Source organism: Stenotrophomonas sp. YJH_SMC_17, from assembly GCF_059371655.1.
The window spans coordinates 183,890-200,313 of record NZ_JCAFUU010000001.1 but is presented as its reverse complement, the minus strand read 5'-3'; the positions used below and the strand labels follow the sequence as shown (position 1 = coordinate 200,313).

At 67.8% G+C, this 16,424-nt stretch carries 15 protein-coding genes; 7 read left to right on the top strand and 8 right to left on the bottom strand.

Features of this window, described 5'->3' with window-relative positions; genetic code table 11:
* Nucleotides 1–32 precede the first annotated feature (32 nt).
* The 3 genes from AC5P8Z_RS00850 to AC5P8Z_RS00840 all read right to left on the bottom strand — a co-directional run bounded on the left by AC5P8Z_RS00850 (nucleotide 33) and on the right by AC5P8Z_RS00840 (nucleotide 3,923).
* Entirely contained in the window at nucleotides 33–2,102 is a 2,070-nt protein-coding gene (locus AC5P8Z_RS00850) for an EAL domain-containing response regulator (RefSeq protein ID WP_295567807.1), read from the bottom strand.
* Nucleotides 2,103–2,193: 91 nt separating this feature from the next.
* A complete protein-coding gene (locus AC5P8Z_RS00845) occupies nucleotides 2,194–3,378 on the bottom strand; it encodes a BaiN/RdsA family NAD(P)/FAD-dependent oxidoreductase (protein WP_495227810.1) in 1,185 nt (394 codons plus the stop codon).
* Nucleotides 3,375–3,923, bottom strand: a complete 549-nt coding sequence (locus AC5P8Z_RS00840) for a YaeQ family protein (protein ID WP_495227809.1) — start codon at nucleotides 3,921–3,923, stop codon at nucleotides 3,375–3,377. Before AC5P8Z_RS00840 ends, AC5P8Z_RS00845 begins: the two co-directional genes overlap by 4 nt.
* A 123-nt stretch (nucleotides 3,924–4,046) precedes the next feature.
* Here AC5P8Z_RS00840 and AC5P8Z_RS00835 point away from each other — a divergent pair, with 123 nt between their 5' ends.
* Complete coding sequence (locus AC5P8Z_RS00835) at nucleotides 4,047–4,925, top strand: pseudouridine synthase (RefSeq protein WP_495227808.1); 879 nt, start codon at nucleotides 4,047–4,049, stop codon at nucleotides 4,923–4,925.
* A gap of 6 nt (nucleotides 4,926–4,931) precedes the next feature.
* Here AC5P8Z_RS00835 and AC5P8Z_RS00830 read toward each other — a convergent pair whose 3' ends face one another.
* Entirely contained in the window at nucleotides 4,932–5,420 is a 489-nt protein-coding gene (locus AC5P8Z_RS00830; RefSeq protein WP_059034065.1) for a YaiI/YqxD family protein, read from the bottom strand.
* Between the two features lie 302 nt (nucleotides 5,421–5,722).
* Here AC5P8Z_RS00830 and AC5P8Z_RS00825 point away from each other — a divergent pair, with 302 nt between their 5' ends.
* The 4 genes from AC5P8Z_RS00825 (at nucleotide 5,723) to AC5P8Z_RS00810 (ending at nucleotide 9,522) form a co-directional block, all read left to right on the top strand.
* Entirely contained in the window at nucleotides 5,723–5,932 is a 210-nt protein-coding gene (locus tag AC5P8Z_RS00825; RefSeq protein ID WP_004153307.1) for a cold-shock protein, read from the top strand.
* A gap of 159 nt (nucleotides 5,933–6,091) precedes the next feature.
* Nucleotides 6,092–6,781, top strand: a complete 690-nt coding sequence (locus AC5P8Z_RS00820; protein WP_495227806.1) for a glutathione S-transferase family protein — start codon at nucleotides 6,092–6,094, stop codon at nucleotides 6,779–6,781.
* A 31-nt stretch (nucleotides 6,782–6,812) separates the two neighbouring features.
* Complete coding sequence (locus tag AC5P8Z_RS00815; RefSeq protein WP_495227804.1) at nucleotides 6,813–8,378, top strand: protein adenylyltransferase SelO; 1,566 nt, start codon at nucleotides 6,813–6,815, stop codon at nucleotides 8,376–8,378.
* A 607-nt stretch (nucleotides 8,379–8,985) separates the two neighbouring features.
* Nucleotides 8,986–9,522: an adenine phosphoribosyltransferase gene (locus AC5P8Z_RS00810; protein ID WP_495227803.1), complete on the top strand. Its 537-nt coding sequence runs from the start codon at nucleotides 8,986–8,988 to the stop codon at nucleotides 9,520–9,522.
* A gap of 78 nt (nucleotides 9,523–9,600) precedes the next feature.
* Here AC5P8Z_RS00810 and dbpA read toward each other — a convergent pair whose 3' ends face one another.
* Entirely contained in the window at nucleotides 9,601–10,977 is a 1,377-nt protein-coding gene (gene dbpA, locus AC5P8Z_RS00805; RefSeq protein ID WP_495227801.1) for an ATP-dependent RNA helicase DbpA, read from the bottom strand.
* A 155-nt stretch (nucleotides 10,978–11,132) separates the two neighbouring features.
* Nucleotides 11,133–12,212 (bottom strand): YeiH family protein, encoded by a 1,080-nt coding sequence (locus AC5P8Z_RS00800; RefSeq protein WP_495227800.1) that lies wholly within the window; start codon nucleotides 12,210–12,212, stop codon nucleotides 11,133–11,135.
* Between the two features lie 102 nt (nucleotides 12,213–12,314).
* On the opposite strand from AC5P8Z_RS00800, the gene AC5P8Z_RS00795 reads away from it, so the two are divergent.
* The gene (locus AC5P8Z_RS00795) at nucleotides 12,315–13,193 is read left to right on the top strand and encodes a LysR family transcriptional regulator (RefSeq protein ID WP_495227798.1); all 879 of its coding nucleotides are present in this window, start codon (nucleotides 12,315–12,317) and stop codon (nucleotides 13,191–13,193) included.
* A 197-nt stretch (nucleotides 13,194–13,390) separates the two neighbouring features.
* Nucleotides 13,391–15,271, top strand: a complete 1,881-nt coding sequence (locus AC5P8Z_RS00790; RefSeq protein WP_495227796.1) for an ATP-binding cassette domain-containing protein — start codon at nucleotides 13,391–13,393, stop codon at nucleotides 15,269–15,271.
* A gap of 238 nt (nucleotides 15,272–15,509) precedes the next feature.
* Here AC5P8Z_RS00790 and AC5P8Z_RS00785 read toward each other — a convergent pair whose 3' ends face one another.
* Nucleotides 15,510–15,971, bottom strand: a complete 462-nt coding sequence (locus tag AC5P8Z_RS00785) for a c-type cytochrome (protein ID WP_019661289.1) — start codon at nucleotides 15,969–15,971, stop codon at nucleotides 15,510–15,512.
* Nucleotides 15,972–15,980: 9 nt separating this feature from the next.
* The gene (locus tag AC5P8Z_RS00780) at nucleotides 15,981–16,370 is read right to left on the bottom strand and encodes a c-type cytochrome (protein ID WP_132809931.1); all 390 of its coding nucleotides are present in this window, start codon (nucleotides 16,368–16,370) and stop codon (nucleotides 15,981–15,983) included.
* Nucleotides 16,371–16,424 lie beyond the last annotated feature (54 nt).

Below are 16,424 nucleotides of genomic sequence, written 5' to 3'. Positions count from 1 at the left end.
AGCCGAGCGTGGCTCGGCTCTACAGAGAGGCGTCACCCAAACTCGAACCCCATCTCCGGCAATGCCGGGCCGACGAAGTCGCCCTGCACGTAGTCCACGCCGGCACTGAACAGCAGGGTCATCGAATTGGCGTCGCTGACGAACTCGGCGATGGTGCGGATGCCGGCTTCCTGCGCGCGTGCGGTGATCTGGCTGATGCGGTCGATGTTTTCGCGGGTGGCCGCCAGATCGCTGGTGAAACCGCGGTCCAGCTTGAGGAACTGCGGCTGGAAGTGGGCCAGCAGCTGGAACGAATCCAACCCCGAACCAAACTGCTCCAGGCCGATGCGGCAACCCAGCGGCGCCACTTCGGCAAGGAACTGCTGTGCACTGCGCAGGTGAGTGAACACCTTCGCTTCCGGGGCATGCAGCCACAGCCGTTCGCCGGGTACACCCTGCGCCTGCAGTTCGCGCCGCAGGGTGGCGATCATCTGCGGGTCGTCGAACGATTCCGGCGTCACCTTCACCAGCACCTGGGTGGCATGGCCCTGGCGCGCACGCTGGCCCAGCACTGCGATGGCCTGCGAAACCACCCAGCGGTTGATGTCGGCCAGCAGGCCGTGCTCCTCGGCGATGCCCAGGAACGCGGTGGGGCTCAACAGCTCGCCGTTGTGCTCCAGGCGCAGGTAGGCCTCGTACAGTTCCAGCGGCTCGCCCTGCAGGTTCAGCACCGGCTGGTAGTGCAGCTGGAAGCCGTCGCCGGCCAGCGCTTCACGGATGCGCGCGACCCAGCGCAGCACGCGTTCTTCCTCGACGCGGTCGGCGGCGGCCGGGTCGAAGATGCGGCAGGTATTGCCCAGTTCGGCGGCAGCCTGCGTACATTCGCTGGCACGCGCCAGCACCTGGCCGATGCTGGCGATCTTCTCGCCCACCTGCACGCCACCGATGCTGACCGTTACCGTGGCCGAGCGCGCGCCGATGCTGAAGACGTGCGCGGCATAGGCTTCGCGGATGCGATCTGCCAGCGCCACGGTCTGTGCGTAGGGCCCGGCCTGCAGCACGGCGAAATTGTGTTCACCGAAGCGGGCCAGCTGTGCATCCTCGCCGCCCACCTCGGCCAGCAGGGCGGCAAGGGCACCGATCAGGGTGTCGGCCGATGCCAGGCCGATATCCGGCAACAGGCGTGCGTAGTGGTCAGGCTCGATCAGCAGCAGGCCGAACTGGCCCTCGCTGCGCCCGGCCTGGGCCACTGCGCTTTCCAGCTGCAGCATGAAGGTCGGTCGGTTGAGCAGCCCGGTGACCTGGTCGCGCTGGCGCAGGTCCTCGACCTCGCGCGCCAGTTCCGGGTCGAACTCCATGCGGCGGCGGAGCACCACCTGCAGGCAGGATTCGCCCTCGTAGGTGGCGGCGGTGAATTCCATCGTCGCCGGGAACGCGCTGCCATCTTCGTGGCGTGCATCGAGCTGGTACTGCGGCGGCGGCGCCTCGCCACGGCTGAGGCCCTTCAGCAGCTGCTTGAAGCCTTCCACGTGCTGCGCGGCGACCATGTCCAGCAGCGAGATCCCCTCGATGTCGTCGAAATGCTCGTAACCGAACATTTCCAGATAGGCGTCGTTGGCGCGGATGTGCATGCCCTCATGCACGTAGGCGATGGGATCCCGCGAAGAGGCGATCAGCGCATCGCAGCGGCGCTCGGTCTCGCGCATCTGCGCCTCGATACGGCGCAGGCCACGCCGTGCCTGCAGGTCCACCCACTGGTCGCGGACCACGGCCAGCAGGTGCTCGGGGCGCTGGCGCAGGGCGAGGGCGCGGATGCCGTGACTGCTGGCCTGTACCAGCTCGTCCTCGTCGATGCGTTCGGCCAGCAGCACCAGCGGGATGTCCTTGCCGCTGGCGGCAATGTGCTGGGCCACCAGCGGCAGCGGAATACCCGGCGAGGGCGAAGCCAGCACCAGGTCGATGGCCTGGCTGGACAGCACCTGGGCCAGCTCGGCGGCATCCTGCGGGCGCCACGGGCGCACCGCGATGCCGCTGTTGCGCAGGGTGCTGACGATGGCTTCGGCATTCTCGCCGCTGTCATCGACGATCAGCAGGCGGATGGTGATGTCGTTCGCGTTCTGCATGCACTGCTCCCCAATCTGCGAAACTAGATACACGATGCGCGGCGAACCGTCCATGCGCGCACCCCTTGCGCGCATCGAACGGCGATCTGGTTCACACCACGCCGCCGGCGGCGTGGCCGCTGGCCCAGGCCCACTGGAAGTTGTAGCCGCCCAGCCAGCCGGTCACATCCAGCACCTCGCCGACGAAATGCAGGCCGGGCACGCGCTTGGATTCCATCGTCGAGGACGACACCTCGGCGGTATCCACGCCGCCCAGGGTGACTTCGGCGGTGCGGTAGCCCTCGGTGCCGCTGGCCACCAGCGGGAACGCGCCCAGCAGCTGCGCAGCCTGGCGCAGCACCGGCTCGTCCAGCTGGCGCACGGGGCGGTCGGGCAACCAGTGTTCGCACAGGCGCTGCGCCAGTCGCTTGGGCAGCACCTCACCCAGTACCGTGCGCAGCTCGGCGGCCGGGCGCTCGCGCTTCATCTGGCGCAGCCACTCGCCGGCATCCTGGCCGGGCAGCAGGTCCAGCTCCAGTGCATCGCCGGGTTGCCAGAACGAGGAGATCTGCAGGATCGCCGGGCCACTCACGCCGCGATGGGTCAGCAGCATGGAGTTCTGGAAGCGCTTGCCATTGCAGCGTGCCTCGATCGGCAGGGCGACACCACTCAGATCGGCCAGCCGCTCCTGGTGCTTGCCGCTGAGCGTGAGCGGCACCAGTCCTGCGCGGGTCGGCAACACCTCGTGGCCGAACTGGCGGGCAATCTCGTAGCCGAAGCCGGTGGCGCCCATGCTCGGAATCGACAGGCCGCCGGTGGCCACCACCAGCGAGGCGCAGTGGAACAGGCCATGGGTGGTGTGCACGCGGAACCCGTCGCTGCCGTGCTCGATGCGCTGCACGCTGCATTCGGTGCGGATCTGGGCACCGGCCGCCTGGCATTCGTCCACCAGCATCTTCACGATCTGCTTGGACGAAATGTCGCAGAACAGCTGGCCCAGTTCCTTTTCGTGATAGGCGATGCCGTGCTTGCTGACCAGCTCGATGAAGTGCCAAGGCGTGTAGCGCGCCAGCGCCGACTTGCAGAAGTGCGGGTTGGCCGACAGGAAGTTGGCCGGGGTGGTGCCGGTGTTGGTGAAATTGCAGCGGCCGCCGCCGGACATCAGGATCTTCTTGCCGACCTTGTTGGCATGGTCGATCACCTGCACCTGGCGACCGCGCTGGCCAGCCGTGATCGCGGTCATCAGCCCGGCCGCGCCAGCGCCGATGACCACCACGTCGCAGCGGATCGTGCTCATGCCTTGGCGCGCTTGCGCCAGTCAGGGATCACGTCGAGCTGCATCTGATCGTTGAGCAGCTGCACTTCACCGTCCTGGATCAGCACGCTCCAGCGCATGGCGCGCTGGATCTGCTGGCCCCACAGTTCTACGAAGGCACCATCGAGGTCGACCACCGACAGGTTGTCGAAGCGCGCCAGGCCCTTGCTCTGCTTGTTCCACCAGATCTCCGAAGCGTTGCCGCCGTAGTTGATCACCTGCACCTGGCGGCTGCGGTTGCAGGCCTTGCGGATGCGGGATTCGTCGGGATGACCCAGGTCGATCCACTGCAGGATGTCGCCGGTGTAGTCGTGTTCCCACAGGTCCGGCTCATCGTCGGTGCTCAGGCCACGGCCGAACTCCAGGCGATCACCGGCATTGAGGGCGAAGGCGAGCAGGCGCACCATCAGGCGTTCGTCGGTCTCGGACGGGTGCTGGGCCACGGTCAGGTTGTGGGTCGCGTAGTAGCCGCGATCCATGTCGCTGATCTGCAGTTCGGCCTTGCGGATGGTGGCGGTAAGAGCCATGGGGGATCCGTGGACTAAAGACGACAATGATAGAGGTTTGCTCCCGGGGTGTCCGTTGCCAGGCTGTCTGCGGGACGTCAACGTGGCACGCTTGCACGCTTTCCCGCCGCAGAAGTGGATGCGATGACCCTGCCCAGCCGCCTGCAGCTGCCACCCGGCCACTGGCCCAGCCTGCTTGATGGCCTGTGCGCACGGTTCCCGCGCATCGACCGTGCGCAATGGCAGGACCGGTTCGCGCGTGGCCGCGTGCAGGATGTGCAGGGCAGGGCGCTGTCGCCGGACATGCCCTGGCAGGTGGGGCTGGAGATCCAGTACTTCCGCGAAGTGGCCGACGAACCGGTGATTCACTTCGCCGAAACCCTCCTGCATCTGGATGAGCACCTGCTGGTGGCCGACAAGCCGCACTTCCTGCCGGTGGCGCCAGCCGGCAGCTACGTGCGCGAAACCCTGCTGGCGCGCCTGGTCGCCCGCACCGGCAACACGGATCTGGTACCACTGCACCGCCTGGACCGGCTCACGGCGGGGCTGGTGTTGTTTTCGACCCAGCCGGCGACACGCGATGCCTATCAGCGCTTGTTCCGCGAGCGCCGCATTGAAAAGACCTACGAGGCGCTGGCACCGGCGCTGCCTGGGCTGGCGTTCCCGCTGCTGCGGCACAGCCGGCTGGCGCCAGACGAGCCGTTCTTCCGCATGGCTGAAGTGCCGGGCGAGCCCAATGCGCGCAGCCGGGTCGAACTGGTCGAAGCCGAGGGGGCGATCTGGCGCTACCGGCTGCTGCCGGAAACCGGCCGCAAGCACCAGCTGCGGGTGCACATGGCGATGCTGGGTGCGCCCATCGTGGGCGACGACCTGTATCCGCAGCTCAGAGTGCGCCCGGAGGGGGCGGACGAGCCGCCCCTGCAGCTGCTGGCGCAGGGCTTGGCCTTTAATGATCCGTTGAGCGGGCAGCGACGGCGCTTCCGCAGCCAGCACCGCCTGGTGCTGCCCGGTCAGGGCGACTAGGCCCGTTCAGCGGGCCGGTCGCCGCGCCAGCCAGCGGTCCAGCTCGGCGGCGAACAGCTGCCGGTCGCGCGGGCCCAGCGGCGGCGGGCCGCCGGTCTGCACCCCGGCGCCGCGCAGTTCCTCCATGAAATTGCGCATCGACAGCCGCTCGGCCATGTTGTTCGGGGTGTACAGCTGGCCGCGCGGGTTCAGCGCTACGGCCTTCTTCTCCAGCACCAGTGCGGCCAGCGGGATGTCCTGGGTGACCACCAGGTCACCGGCGGCCACCCGTTCGACGATGGCACTGTCGGCCACGTCCAGGCCCTGCGGCACCTGGATCGAGCGCAGCCAGCGCGAGGGCGGGGTGCGGATCCACTGGTTGGCGACCAGGGTCAGCTCGATCCCGACCCGTTCAGCGGCCCGGAACAGGATGTCGCGAATGACGGTGGGGCAGGCGTCCGCGTCCACCCAGATGCGGGGGAGGGCGGGTTCAGCTTGGGTTTCAGCTTCAGTCATTTACCCAGTGTAGGGTAGGAAAAACCTGAATGGGGACTCGGGGTTAGGCTTGACCGGTTGCCAAGCCTTGCCACGCCTAGCGGGCGGGGTTTGCCCATGAACGTCTGGGCTATCGCTTTTTGCAGAAAACACGCGTATCGTTCGACCCACTGTGTTTGCTAGGGTCACCGTGAATCGTGGCCTGGTGCAGTTGATCTCACGATCCGCTCATCGATCCGCTTTACCAACGCCTGCAACTCAGTCTCGGCCCCGATACCCGGTGGCTGCGATTTTTTTCAACATGTGTTTCAGGAGTTAGTCAAATGTCTGATCGTCAGACCGGCACCGTCAAGTGGTTCAACGACGCCAAGGGCTTCGGCTTCATCACCCCGGAAAGCGGCCCGGACCTGTTCGTGCACTTCCGTGCCATCCAGGGCACCGGCTTCAAGACCCTGCAGGAAGGCCAGAAGGTTACCTTCATCGCCGTCCAGGGCCAGAAGGGTATGCAGGCTGACCAGGTGCAGGCGGTCTAATCCGTCTGCTACCGTTTGGTAGCCAGAACGCCGGAAGCGAAAGCTCCCGGCGTTTTTTTTTGCCCGCTGTTCTCTAACGTCGAGCATGGCTTGACTCTACAAAAGGCATGCAGCCGGGCGCGCTAACATCGGGCGACTCCTTCCGTCGCGGAACCACCCATGCGCATCGTCCACCACCTTGAAAACTCCCGTTCCCTGCGCGTGCTGTGGATGCTGGAGGAGCTCGGGCTGGACTACGAACTGCGCCGCTATCCGCGTGATCCGAAGACGCTGCTGGCGCCGCCGGAGCTGCGCAGCGTGCATCCGCTGGGCAAGTCGCCGGTGCTGCAGGATGGCGAGCTGGTACTGGCCGAGTCCGGCGCGATCCTCGACTACCTCGCTGACCGCTACGACACGCAGCGCCAACTGTCGCCGCCACCGATGCCGGCCGATGGTGCCGAACGCATCGCTTATCGCTACTGGCTGCACTACGCCGAAGGTTCGGCGATGCCGCCGCTGTTGCTGACCCTGGTGATGGGCCGCATCCGCAACGCGCCGATGCCGTTCTTCGCCCGCCCGATCGCGCGCAGCATCGCCGACAAGGCCGAGCGTGGCTTCATCGGCCCGCAACGGCGCCTGCACCTGGACTGGATGGAGCGCCGCTTGGCCGAGAGCCCGTGGTTCGCGGGTGAGCGGTTCAGCGCAGCCGACATCCAGATGAGCTTCCCGATCCAGGCTGCGGCCGCACGGGGCGGTGGCCTCGACGACAAGCCGGCACTGCGCGATTTCCTCAAGCGTATCGGTGAGCGCCCGGCCTACCAGCGCGCCGAGGCCCACGGCGGCCACCTTCAGGCACTCAGCGGCAATTGAGGCGGGCGGCGGTCGCCCCCATCTCAGGCCCATGGATACCGACATCCCCCGTTTCGACAATCGCCTGCTGAATGCCCTGCCGGGTGACCCCGAATCCGGCCCGCGCCGCCGCGAAGTGCTGGGCGCCGCCTGGTCGCCGGTGATGCCGACGCCGGTGGCGGCGCCCACGCTGCTGGCCTGGTCGCCGGAGGCGGCGGCGATGCTCGGCTTCGATACCGATGAAGTGGAGAGCGAAGGCTTCGCGCGCGTGTTCGGTGGCAATGCGCTGTACCCCGGCATGCAGCCGTGGGCGGCCAATTATGGCGGGCACCAGTTCGGCCACTGGGCGGGGCAGCTGGGGGATGGCCGCGCGATCTCGCTGGGCGAACTGGTCGCGCCGGATGGCGGTCATTGGGAGCTGCAGCTGAAGGGTGCCGGCCCGACCCCGTATTCGCGGGGTGCCGATGGGCGCGCGGTGCTGCGCTCGTCCATCCGCGAATTCCTGTGCAGCGAGGCCATGCACCACCTGGGCGTGCCGACCACGCGCGCGCTGTCGCTGGTCGGCACCGGCGACGACGTGGTGCGCGACATGTTCTACGACGGCCACCCGCGTGCCGAGCCCGGCGCCATCGTGTGCCGTGTCTCGCCCTCGTTCCTGCGCTTCGGCTCATTCGAACTGCCGGCCTCGCGTGGTGAAACCGCGTTGCTGCAGGAGCTCGTTGATGTCTGCATTGCCCGCGACTTCCCCGGCCTGCAAGGGCAGGGCGAGGCGCTGTACGCTGACTGGTTCGCGCAGATCGCGGTGCGCACTGCCGAGATGATCGCGCACTGGATGCGCGTCGGCTTCGTGCATGGCGTGATGAACACCGACAACCTGTCCGTGCTCGGCCTGACGCTGGATTACGGTCCCTATGGATGGGTCGAGGACTTCGATCCGGACTGGACGCCGAACACTACCGACGCCCACGGCCGGCGCTATCGTTTCGGCACCCAGCCGCAGGTGGCGTACTGGAACCTGAGCCGATTGGCGCAGGCGTTGTCGCCATTGTTTGCCAATGTCGAACCGTTGCAGGCGGGGCTGGCGGCGTACCAGTCCACGTTCGTTGCCTGCACCCGTCGCGATGCAGCGGCCAAGCTCGGGCTGGCAGCGGCGGATGATGAGGACCTGCAGCTCTACCTGCGCTGGCAGCAGCTGATGCAGGGCGGAAGCATGGACATGACGCTGGCCTGGCGCGCGCTGATGCGCGTTGATCCAACGTCGCCCGATGTGGGCGTGCTTGACGCGGTGTACTACGACGAGGCGCGCCAGCAGTCGGTGCAGGCACCGCTGCAGCAGTGGTTGCAGGACTACGCGGCGCGACTGCGCGTGGATCCGCTGTCGGCCAGCGAGCGCACGGCGAAAATGGCCGCGGCCAATCCGCTGTACGTGCTGCGCAACTGGCTGGCCCAGGAGGCCATCGATCGCGCCGAGCAGGGTGACCTGGGCGGTGTTCACGCATTGCAGGACGTACTGCGTGACCCGTATACCGAACGCGCCGGGCTGGAGCACTTTGCCGGCAAGCGCCCGGCGTGGGCCGACAACCGCGCCGGCTGCTCGATGCTGTCCTGCAGTTCCTGAGGGTGGGTTTCGGCAGGGCTGCGCCCTGCACCCGCAGAGGCCATGGCCAAAGCTAAAGCCAAAGCCAAAGCCAAAGCCAAAGCGGCGTTGGATTGCTGAAGGTCTGGCGGGGCGGTGTAGGGCTGCAGGACACGCCGTAAACCCGTCCCTGGGGGCTCGATGGCGCCATCCATGGCGCCAACGGTCCTGCAGCCCCACACCGCCCACCTCCGACAGATTCCCGCTGCTGTGGGTAGGTGTCGACCTTGGTCGACACATCTGTCAGATATCGATATACGAGAATGGGGTCAGATCCGTTTTCCGCAGGAAAACGGATCTGACCCCACGAGCCGTTCCGACAGATCGCAGGAAACTATCGAAGGCGGGGTGGGTCCGGTTGCGGGGGCGTGAGCCGCATGGATGCGGCGACCGAGCTTACATGGACGTACTTGCAGCGGCCCCCGCAACCGGGCCCACCCCTCCATCCCTCGGAATACGGCATTTGCTTTCGCATTTGCTTGCGCGGTGGCCTCTGCAGGTGCCGGGCGCAGCCCGGCCGAACATCCCCCAACAGGCAGCCGGCGCCCGGAACAGGTACCCTATGCCGCCATCAGATAGCCAACGTGACATGACCGACGCCCTCGTCGCTCCGCAGTGGGCCTCCCGCCTGCGCGACATCGCCGACTTCCCCAAGCCCGGCATCCTCTTCAAGGACATCATGCCGCTGCTCGCCCACGGCGAGGACTTCCGCGGTGCCATCATCGCGATGGCCGACCGTTGGCGCGACCAGAAGCTGGACGCGGTGGTGGGCATCGAATCGCGCGGCTTCATCCTCGGCGCCGCGATGGCGCTGGAACTGGGGGTGGGCTTCGTGCCGGTGCGCAAGCCGGGCAAGCTGCCGGGCCAGGTGCTGCGCGAGGAATACACGCTCGAATACCGCAGCGACTGCATCGAGGTGCATGCCGATGCGCTGCCGGCCGGCGCACGCGTGGCGATCATCGACGACGTGCTGGCCACCGGCGGTACGCTGGTTGCGGCGTTGTCGCTGGTGCGCCGCCTGGGTGTCGAGGTGGTGGGTGCCGGCGTGCTGGTCGAGTTGGACGGCCTCGGCGGCCGCGCACGCTGGGAAGCGGACCTGCCACTGCACACCGAACTGGTGTTCTGAGCCTGTCGCCGGGCGTGGCCCGGCGCTACACACGGCATGCCGGTAGCGCCGGGCCATGCCCGGCGACCACCCTGTTCCTTACATCACCCGCACGCGGAAACGACGGCCCTTGATCTTGCCGGCTTCCAGCTTGGCCACGGCCTTGTTGGCCTGCTCACGGGCGATCGCCACGTAGGAGCGGGTCGGGAAGATCGCAATCTTGCCGATGAACTTGGCTGACAGGCCGGCGTCGCCGGTCAATGCGCCTAGAATGTCACCCGGGCGCAGCTTGTCGGTCTTGCCGCCATCGATGCGCAGCGTGCGCATCGCTGCCTGCGGCAGCTCGGCCGGGCGCGCCGTCGCCAGCGGCGTCTTCTGCCAGTCCAGCGGCTGCCCCATCTGTGCCTCGATGGCTTCGGCGCGGGTCTTCTCGCGGCCTGCCACCAGGCTGATCGCCAGGCCACTGGCACCGGCACGGCCGGTACGGCCCACGCGGTGCTGGTAGCTCTCCACGTCGGTCGGCAGCTCGTAGTTGATCACCGCGGCCAGCTCTTCCACGTCCAGGCCACGTGCGGCCACGTCGCTGGCGACCAGCACGTTGCAGCTGCGGTTGGCCAGGCGCAGCAGCACTTCCTCGCGGTCACGCTGCTCCATGTCGCCATGCAGGGCCAGCGCCGAGAAGCCGAACTGCTGCAGCGAGTTGGCGACCTCGTCCACGTCCTTGCGGGTGTTGCAGAACACCACCGCCGATTCCGGCGTGTACTTCAGCAGCAGGCCGGCCAGCGCCTTCTGCCGGTGCGCCGGTTCCACTTCACAGAACAGGTGGCGGATGGCCGGGGCCTGGTCGGCGCCTTCCACGGTCACTTCCAGCGCATCGCGCAGCAGGTCACGCGCCATGGCGCGGATGCTGTCGGGGAAGGTGGCAGAGAACAGCAGGCTCTGGCGATCCTTGTGGGTGCGGCCGGCGATCTCGCGGATCGGTTCCTCGAAGCCCATGTCGAGCATGCGGTCGGCTTCGTCCAGCACCAGCGTGCGTACCGCACCCAGATTCAGCGCGCGCTTGCGTGCCAGCTCCTGCACGCGGCCGGGCGTGCCGACCACTACGTGCGGGTCGTGGCCTTCCAGCGACGCCAGCTGCGGGCCCAGCGGCACCCCGCCGACCAGCAGCAGCAGCTTCAGGTTGGGGATGCCGGTAGCCAGCTTGCGGATCTGCTTGCCGACCTGGTCGGCCAGTTCGCGGGTCGGGCACAGCACCAGTGCCTGCACGCGGATCAGGCTGGGATCGATGGCCTGCAGCAGGCCCAGGCCGAAGGCGGCGGTCTTGCCGCTGCCGGTCGGCGCCTGTGCGATCACATCGCGGCCATCGAGGATGGCCGGCAGGCTCTGCGCCTGCACGGGGGTGAGGGTGGTGTAGCCGAGGGCATCCAGGCCGGGCTGCAGGGCCGGGCTCAGCGGCAGGGTCGAGAAGTCAGTCATGGCGCATTGTACCTGCCTGCGCGGCCGGTCCCGCCTGATGGGGTGGGGTCGGCCTCCTTTCCGCAGGAAAGGGCTCTGACCCCCCACTGGGCCCGCCATTCACGCATGGCGTGGATCTACGGGTGGGTGTCGACCGCTGGTCGGCACGCTCCTGCTCAGCCCAGCACCGCCAGCACGCCCTGATGAATCGCCAGGCCACCGAACAGCAGCCAGGCGAACAGGATCAGCGCCAGCAGCAGCGGCCTCAGGCCCGCCTGACGCAGCGCCGAGACGTGGGTGGTCAGGCCCAGCGCGGCCATCGCCATCGCCAGCAGCGCGGTATCCAGCTGCACCAGCCCGGCCTGCAGGCCGGCCGGCAGCAGGTGCAGCGAGTTGAACCCGGCCACCGCCACGAAACCGAACGCAAACCACGGCACCACGATGCGTGCCTTGCTGCCGTCGGCGCTGGCCTTGCCGCCACGCGCCAGCCACAGCGACAGGGCGACCAGGAACGGTGCCAGCAGCATCACCCTCACCATCTTGGTGATCACGGCAGTATCAGCCGCAGCTTCGTTGACCGCACGGCCGGCCGCCACCACCTGTGCCACTTCATGCACCGTCGCACCGGTGAACAGGCCGTACTGCCGCGCGTCCATCACCAGCCAGCCGTGCGATTGCACCAGCGCATACAGCGCCGGGTACAGGAACATCGCCAGCGTGCCGAACACCACCACCGTAGAGACCGCCACCGTGACCTGCGCCGCACGGCCACGCACTACCGGTTCGGCGGCCATCACTGCCGCTGCACCGCAGATTGCGCTGCCGGCGCCGATCAACATCGCCGCCTCGCGTTCCATCTTGAACACGCGCACGCCCAGCCAGCAGGCCAGGCCGAAGGTGCTGGCCACTACCAGCACGTCCATCAGCACGCCACTGACGCCGACGTGGCCGATGTCCTGGAAGGTCAGGCGCAGGCCGTACAGCACGATGCCGGCACGCAGCAGCCAGTGCTTGGAAAAGCCCACGCCCGCCGCGCTGCTCGGTGCCAGCCGCGGGTAGAAGATGTTGCCGACCACGATGCCGGCCACGATGGCCACGGTCAGCGCGCTCAAGCCGTGTGCCTGCAGCCAGGGCAGCTCGGCCAGGTACAGCGACGCCGCCGCGACCAGGCCGACCAGCAGCAGGCCGGGCAGGCGCGGCAGCCAGCGTTGGCGCAGGGCGGGCAGGGACCAGGGGGAGAGAGCGGGGGCGTTCATGGCAACGGCAGGTCTGGAATGGCCAGGCAAGCGTGCGCCTGCATGGCTGACCTGTAAAACGAATAATATGGGTGAAATCTACCTATCAAGCGGGTAAATGACATGCGCCTGACCTTGCGCCAGCTTCAGGTCTTCGTCGCCATCGCCGATCACGGCAGCACCACCGCCGCTGGCCAGGCCATCGCGCTGTCGCAGTCGGCCAGCAGTGCTGCGCTGCAGGAACTGGAGGCACACTTCGGTACCCCGTTGTTCGACCGCATCGGCCGCCGCTTGGCCCTGAACGGCCACGGCCGCGCGCTGCTGGAGCCTGCCCGCACGCTGCTGGTCAACGCCGCTGACCTGGAGCGGCAGCTGGCCGCCGGCGGCGATCCGGGGCAGGGCGCGCCGCTGCGGCTGGTGCTGGCCGCCAGTACCACCATCGGCAACTACCTGTTGCCGCCGCGCATCGCCGAGCTGCTGCGACAGGCGCCGCAGGCCGAGGTTGATCTGCGCATCGACAACAGTGCTGGCGTGGTCGCCGCCGTGCAGCGCCTGGACGTCGACGCCGGCTTGATCGAAGGCCCGTGCCACGAGCGTGGCCTCCAGGTCACGGCCTGGCAGCAGGACCCGCTGGTGATCGTCGCCGCCGCCGACGCCCCCGCACGCTGGTCGCTGGACGACCTGCGCCGCGCACGCTGGCTGTTGCGCGAGCCCGGCTCGGGTACCCGCGAAGCGGTGGAGCAGGCGTTGTTGCCGCACCTGCGCGGCTTCGCCCAGACCCTGCAGCTGGGCAATACCGAGGCGATCAAGCAGGCCGCCATCGCCGGCCTCGGCCTGGCCTGCCTGTCCCGTCACGCACTGGAAGAGCCGCTGGCGCTGGGCCGCCTGCGCGTACTCGAGACCCCGCTACCGCCCCTGCAGCGTACCCTCTGGCTGGTACGCCACCCGGGCAAGCAATGGTTGCCGGGGTTGCAGGCGTTGCTGGGGGAGGGGGAGGGGTAGAAGCGCCGTTTTGTAGAGTCGACCGTTGGTCGACTATCGCGCGCAGCGCGGGCTTTTCGCGGGTCTCAGGGAAGAGCAGTCGACTGAAAGTCGACTCTACCGAAGACATCGTCGGGGGACATCGCGCACAGGGCGGAATCGCAGGCCGGCACGCCGCCGAGATTCCGACTGACCTCCCCAGCCCTTACACTATGGGGATGCCTCTGATTACTCTGCAGAACGTCGACTTCAGCGTTGGCGGCCCGTTGTTGCTGGAAAAGGCCGAACTGTCGATCGAGCCGGGCGAACGCATCGCCCTGATCGGCCGCAACGGCGCCGGCAAATCCACCCTGCTCAAGCTGCTGTCCGGCGACCACAAGCCCGATGACGGCGAAGTCCGCGTGCAGCAGGGCGTGCGCGTCACCCGCCTGGAGCAGGAGGTGCCGCACGGCGCCGCTGGCTCGGTGTTCGACGTCGTCGCCGATGGCCTGGGCGAACTGGGCCAGTGGCTGGCCGAGTTCCACCACCTGAGCCATGCCGAGGTATTCGACGGCGAAGCCCTCGGCAACGTGCAGGCCAAGATCGACGCCGCCAACGGCTGGGGCCTGGACCAGCGCGTCAGCGAAACCCTGACCAAGCTCGACCTGGACGGCGAGGCCGAGTTCGGTCGCCTGTCCGGCGGCATGAAGCGCCGCGTGCTGCTGGCCCGCGCGCTCGTGTCCAGCCCGGACGTGCTGCTGCTGGACGAACCGACCAACCACCTGGACATCGAAGCCATCGACTGGCTCGAAGCGTTCCTGAAAGGCTGGAGCGGCAGCGTGGTGTTCGTCACCCACGATCGCCGCTTCCTGCGTGCGCTGGCCACCCGCATCGTCGAGATCGACCGCGGCCAGGTCACCAGCTGGCCGGGCGACTGGGCCAACTACGAGCGCCGCCGCGAGGAACGCCTCAATGCGCAGGCGCAGGAAAACGCGCGCTTCGACAAGCTGCTGGCGCAGGAAGAAGTATGGATCCGGCAGGGCATCAAGGCCCGTCGTACCCGCGATGAAGGCCGCGTGCGCCGCCTGAAGGCGATGCGCGTGGAGCGCTCGCAGCGCCGCGACCTCAGCGGCAACGTCAAGATGGAAGCCGCGCAGGGCGTCAGCTCCGGCAAGAAGGTCATCGACGTCAAGGACATTTCGTTCGCCTTCGGCGAGCGCACCATGGTCCGCGATTTCACCACGACCATTCTGCGTGGCGACCGCATCGGCCTGATCGGCCCCAACGGCAGCGGCAAGACCACGCTGCTGAAGCTGCTGCTGGGTGAACTGCAGCCGGCCAAGGGCGAAGTCAACGCCGGCACCAATCTGCAGATCGCGTACTTCGACCAGTACCGCGCGGTGCTGCGCGAAGACTGGAGCGCGATCGAAAACGTGGCCGAAGGCCGTGATTTCCTCGAGTTCAACGGCAAGCGCAAGCACGTGCATGCCTACCTGCAGGACTTCATGTTCACCCCGGAGCGCGCGCGTGCGCCGATCACCCGCCTGTCCGGTGGCGAGCGCAACCGCCTGCTGCTGGCCAAGCTGTTCGCGCAGCCGTCCAACCTGCTGGTGATGGACGAACCGACCAACGACCTCGACGTGGAAACCCTGGAGTTGCTGGAAGAGCTGCTGGGCGAGTACACCGGCACGCTGCTGCTGGTCAGCCACGACCGTGACTTCATCGACAACGTGGTGACCTCCACGCTGGTGATGGAAGGCGACGGCGTGATCGGCGAGTACGTGGGTGGCTACAGCGACTGGCAGCGTTATGCGGCCCGCGTGGCAGCCCCTGCCGCGACCCCCGCCGCCAAGCCGGCGGCCGCAGCACCTGCCGCGCCGGCAGCTGCTCAGGCGGCACCCAAGCGGAAGCTGGCCTACAAGGAAGCACGCGAACTGGAGCAGCTGCCGAAGACCATCGAGAAGCTGGAAGGCGACGTCGAAGGACTGACCTCGGCGATGAACGACCCGTCGTTCTACACCCGCAGCAGCGCCGAAGTGACCGCGCACACCCAGCAGCTGGCCAAGGTGCAGGCCGAACTGGATGCCGCGTACGCGCGCTGGGAAGAGCTGGAAGGCTGAGCGTTGACCGGCGCCAGCGATCGCGCCGATTGATGTAGAGCCGAGCTTACGCTCGGCTCATCGTGATCTGACCGGAGAGCAGCCGAGCGTAGGCTCGGCTCTACCGAGGCATGCCAGCGGACGTTGTAGAGCCGAGCCTACGCTCGGCTGGTAGATCCACGCCATGCGTGGATGGCGGCATCAGTGCGGACCAAGGTCCGCACCCACCAAAGCGGATTCCGCACCCATCGGGGGGCGGTCATTTAACCCCGTGCAGATCCCGCAGCTGGCTGGGCCGGCTACCGAAGTACGCCGCCAGATCGGCGATGTCCTGGTCACTCAGGTCCTTCGCCTGCGGCGTCATCAGCATGTGCTGGCGGTCACCGGCGCGGTAGGCCTGCAGCGCGTGCGCCAGGTAGTCACCGTACTGCCCGCCCAGCTTGGGGTAGGTCGGGTCGATCGGCGCGTTGCCGTCGGCCCCGTGGCAGTCGATGCAGCTCTGGTTGGTGGCCTTGCCCTTCACCTTGGCGCGGGCTTCACCGGCGGCCTCGCGGCCTGCGGGCAGGCCGGCCGAAGAAGAAGAGCCGTGTTCGCCGCTGGCATGGCCCGGGTCGGCGGCGGATTTCTCGCTGTTTTCCACCTGCGACTGCGAACAGGCGGCCAGCAGCAGGGCAACGGACAGGGCGATGGCATGACGCATCGGATGCGCGGCTTTCGACATGGGCGGGCCTTACTTGACGGTGGACAGGTAAACAGAGAGATCGGCGATCTCCTGTTCGCTGAAGCTCATCGACTGCGCCTGCATCGTCGGATGCCGGCGCTTGCCCTGGCGGTACTCGGTCAGGGCCTGGGCCAGGTACTGCTGGGTCTGGCCGCCGATCTTCGGCACCCGGTAGCTGGGGTAGGCGTTCTTGTAGCCGGTGATGCCGTGGCACCCCTGGCAGGTGTAGGCCAGCACGCGGCCATTGTCGAAGTTGCCGGTGGGCGCGGCAGGCGCCGGCGCGGCGGCGGGAGCCGGGGCCGGAGCGGGTGTGGCAGGAGCAGGAGCGGGCTGTGCGGCGGCCCCAAAGGGCAGGAGGACGGCCAGAGCGAGACAAGCGGCGAGCGGCTGCGGGCGCATGGTGTCGTTTCCGGGGATTCGGGTCTGGTCGTTCCGGCGTGGGGTACGGAACGA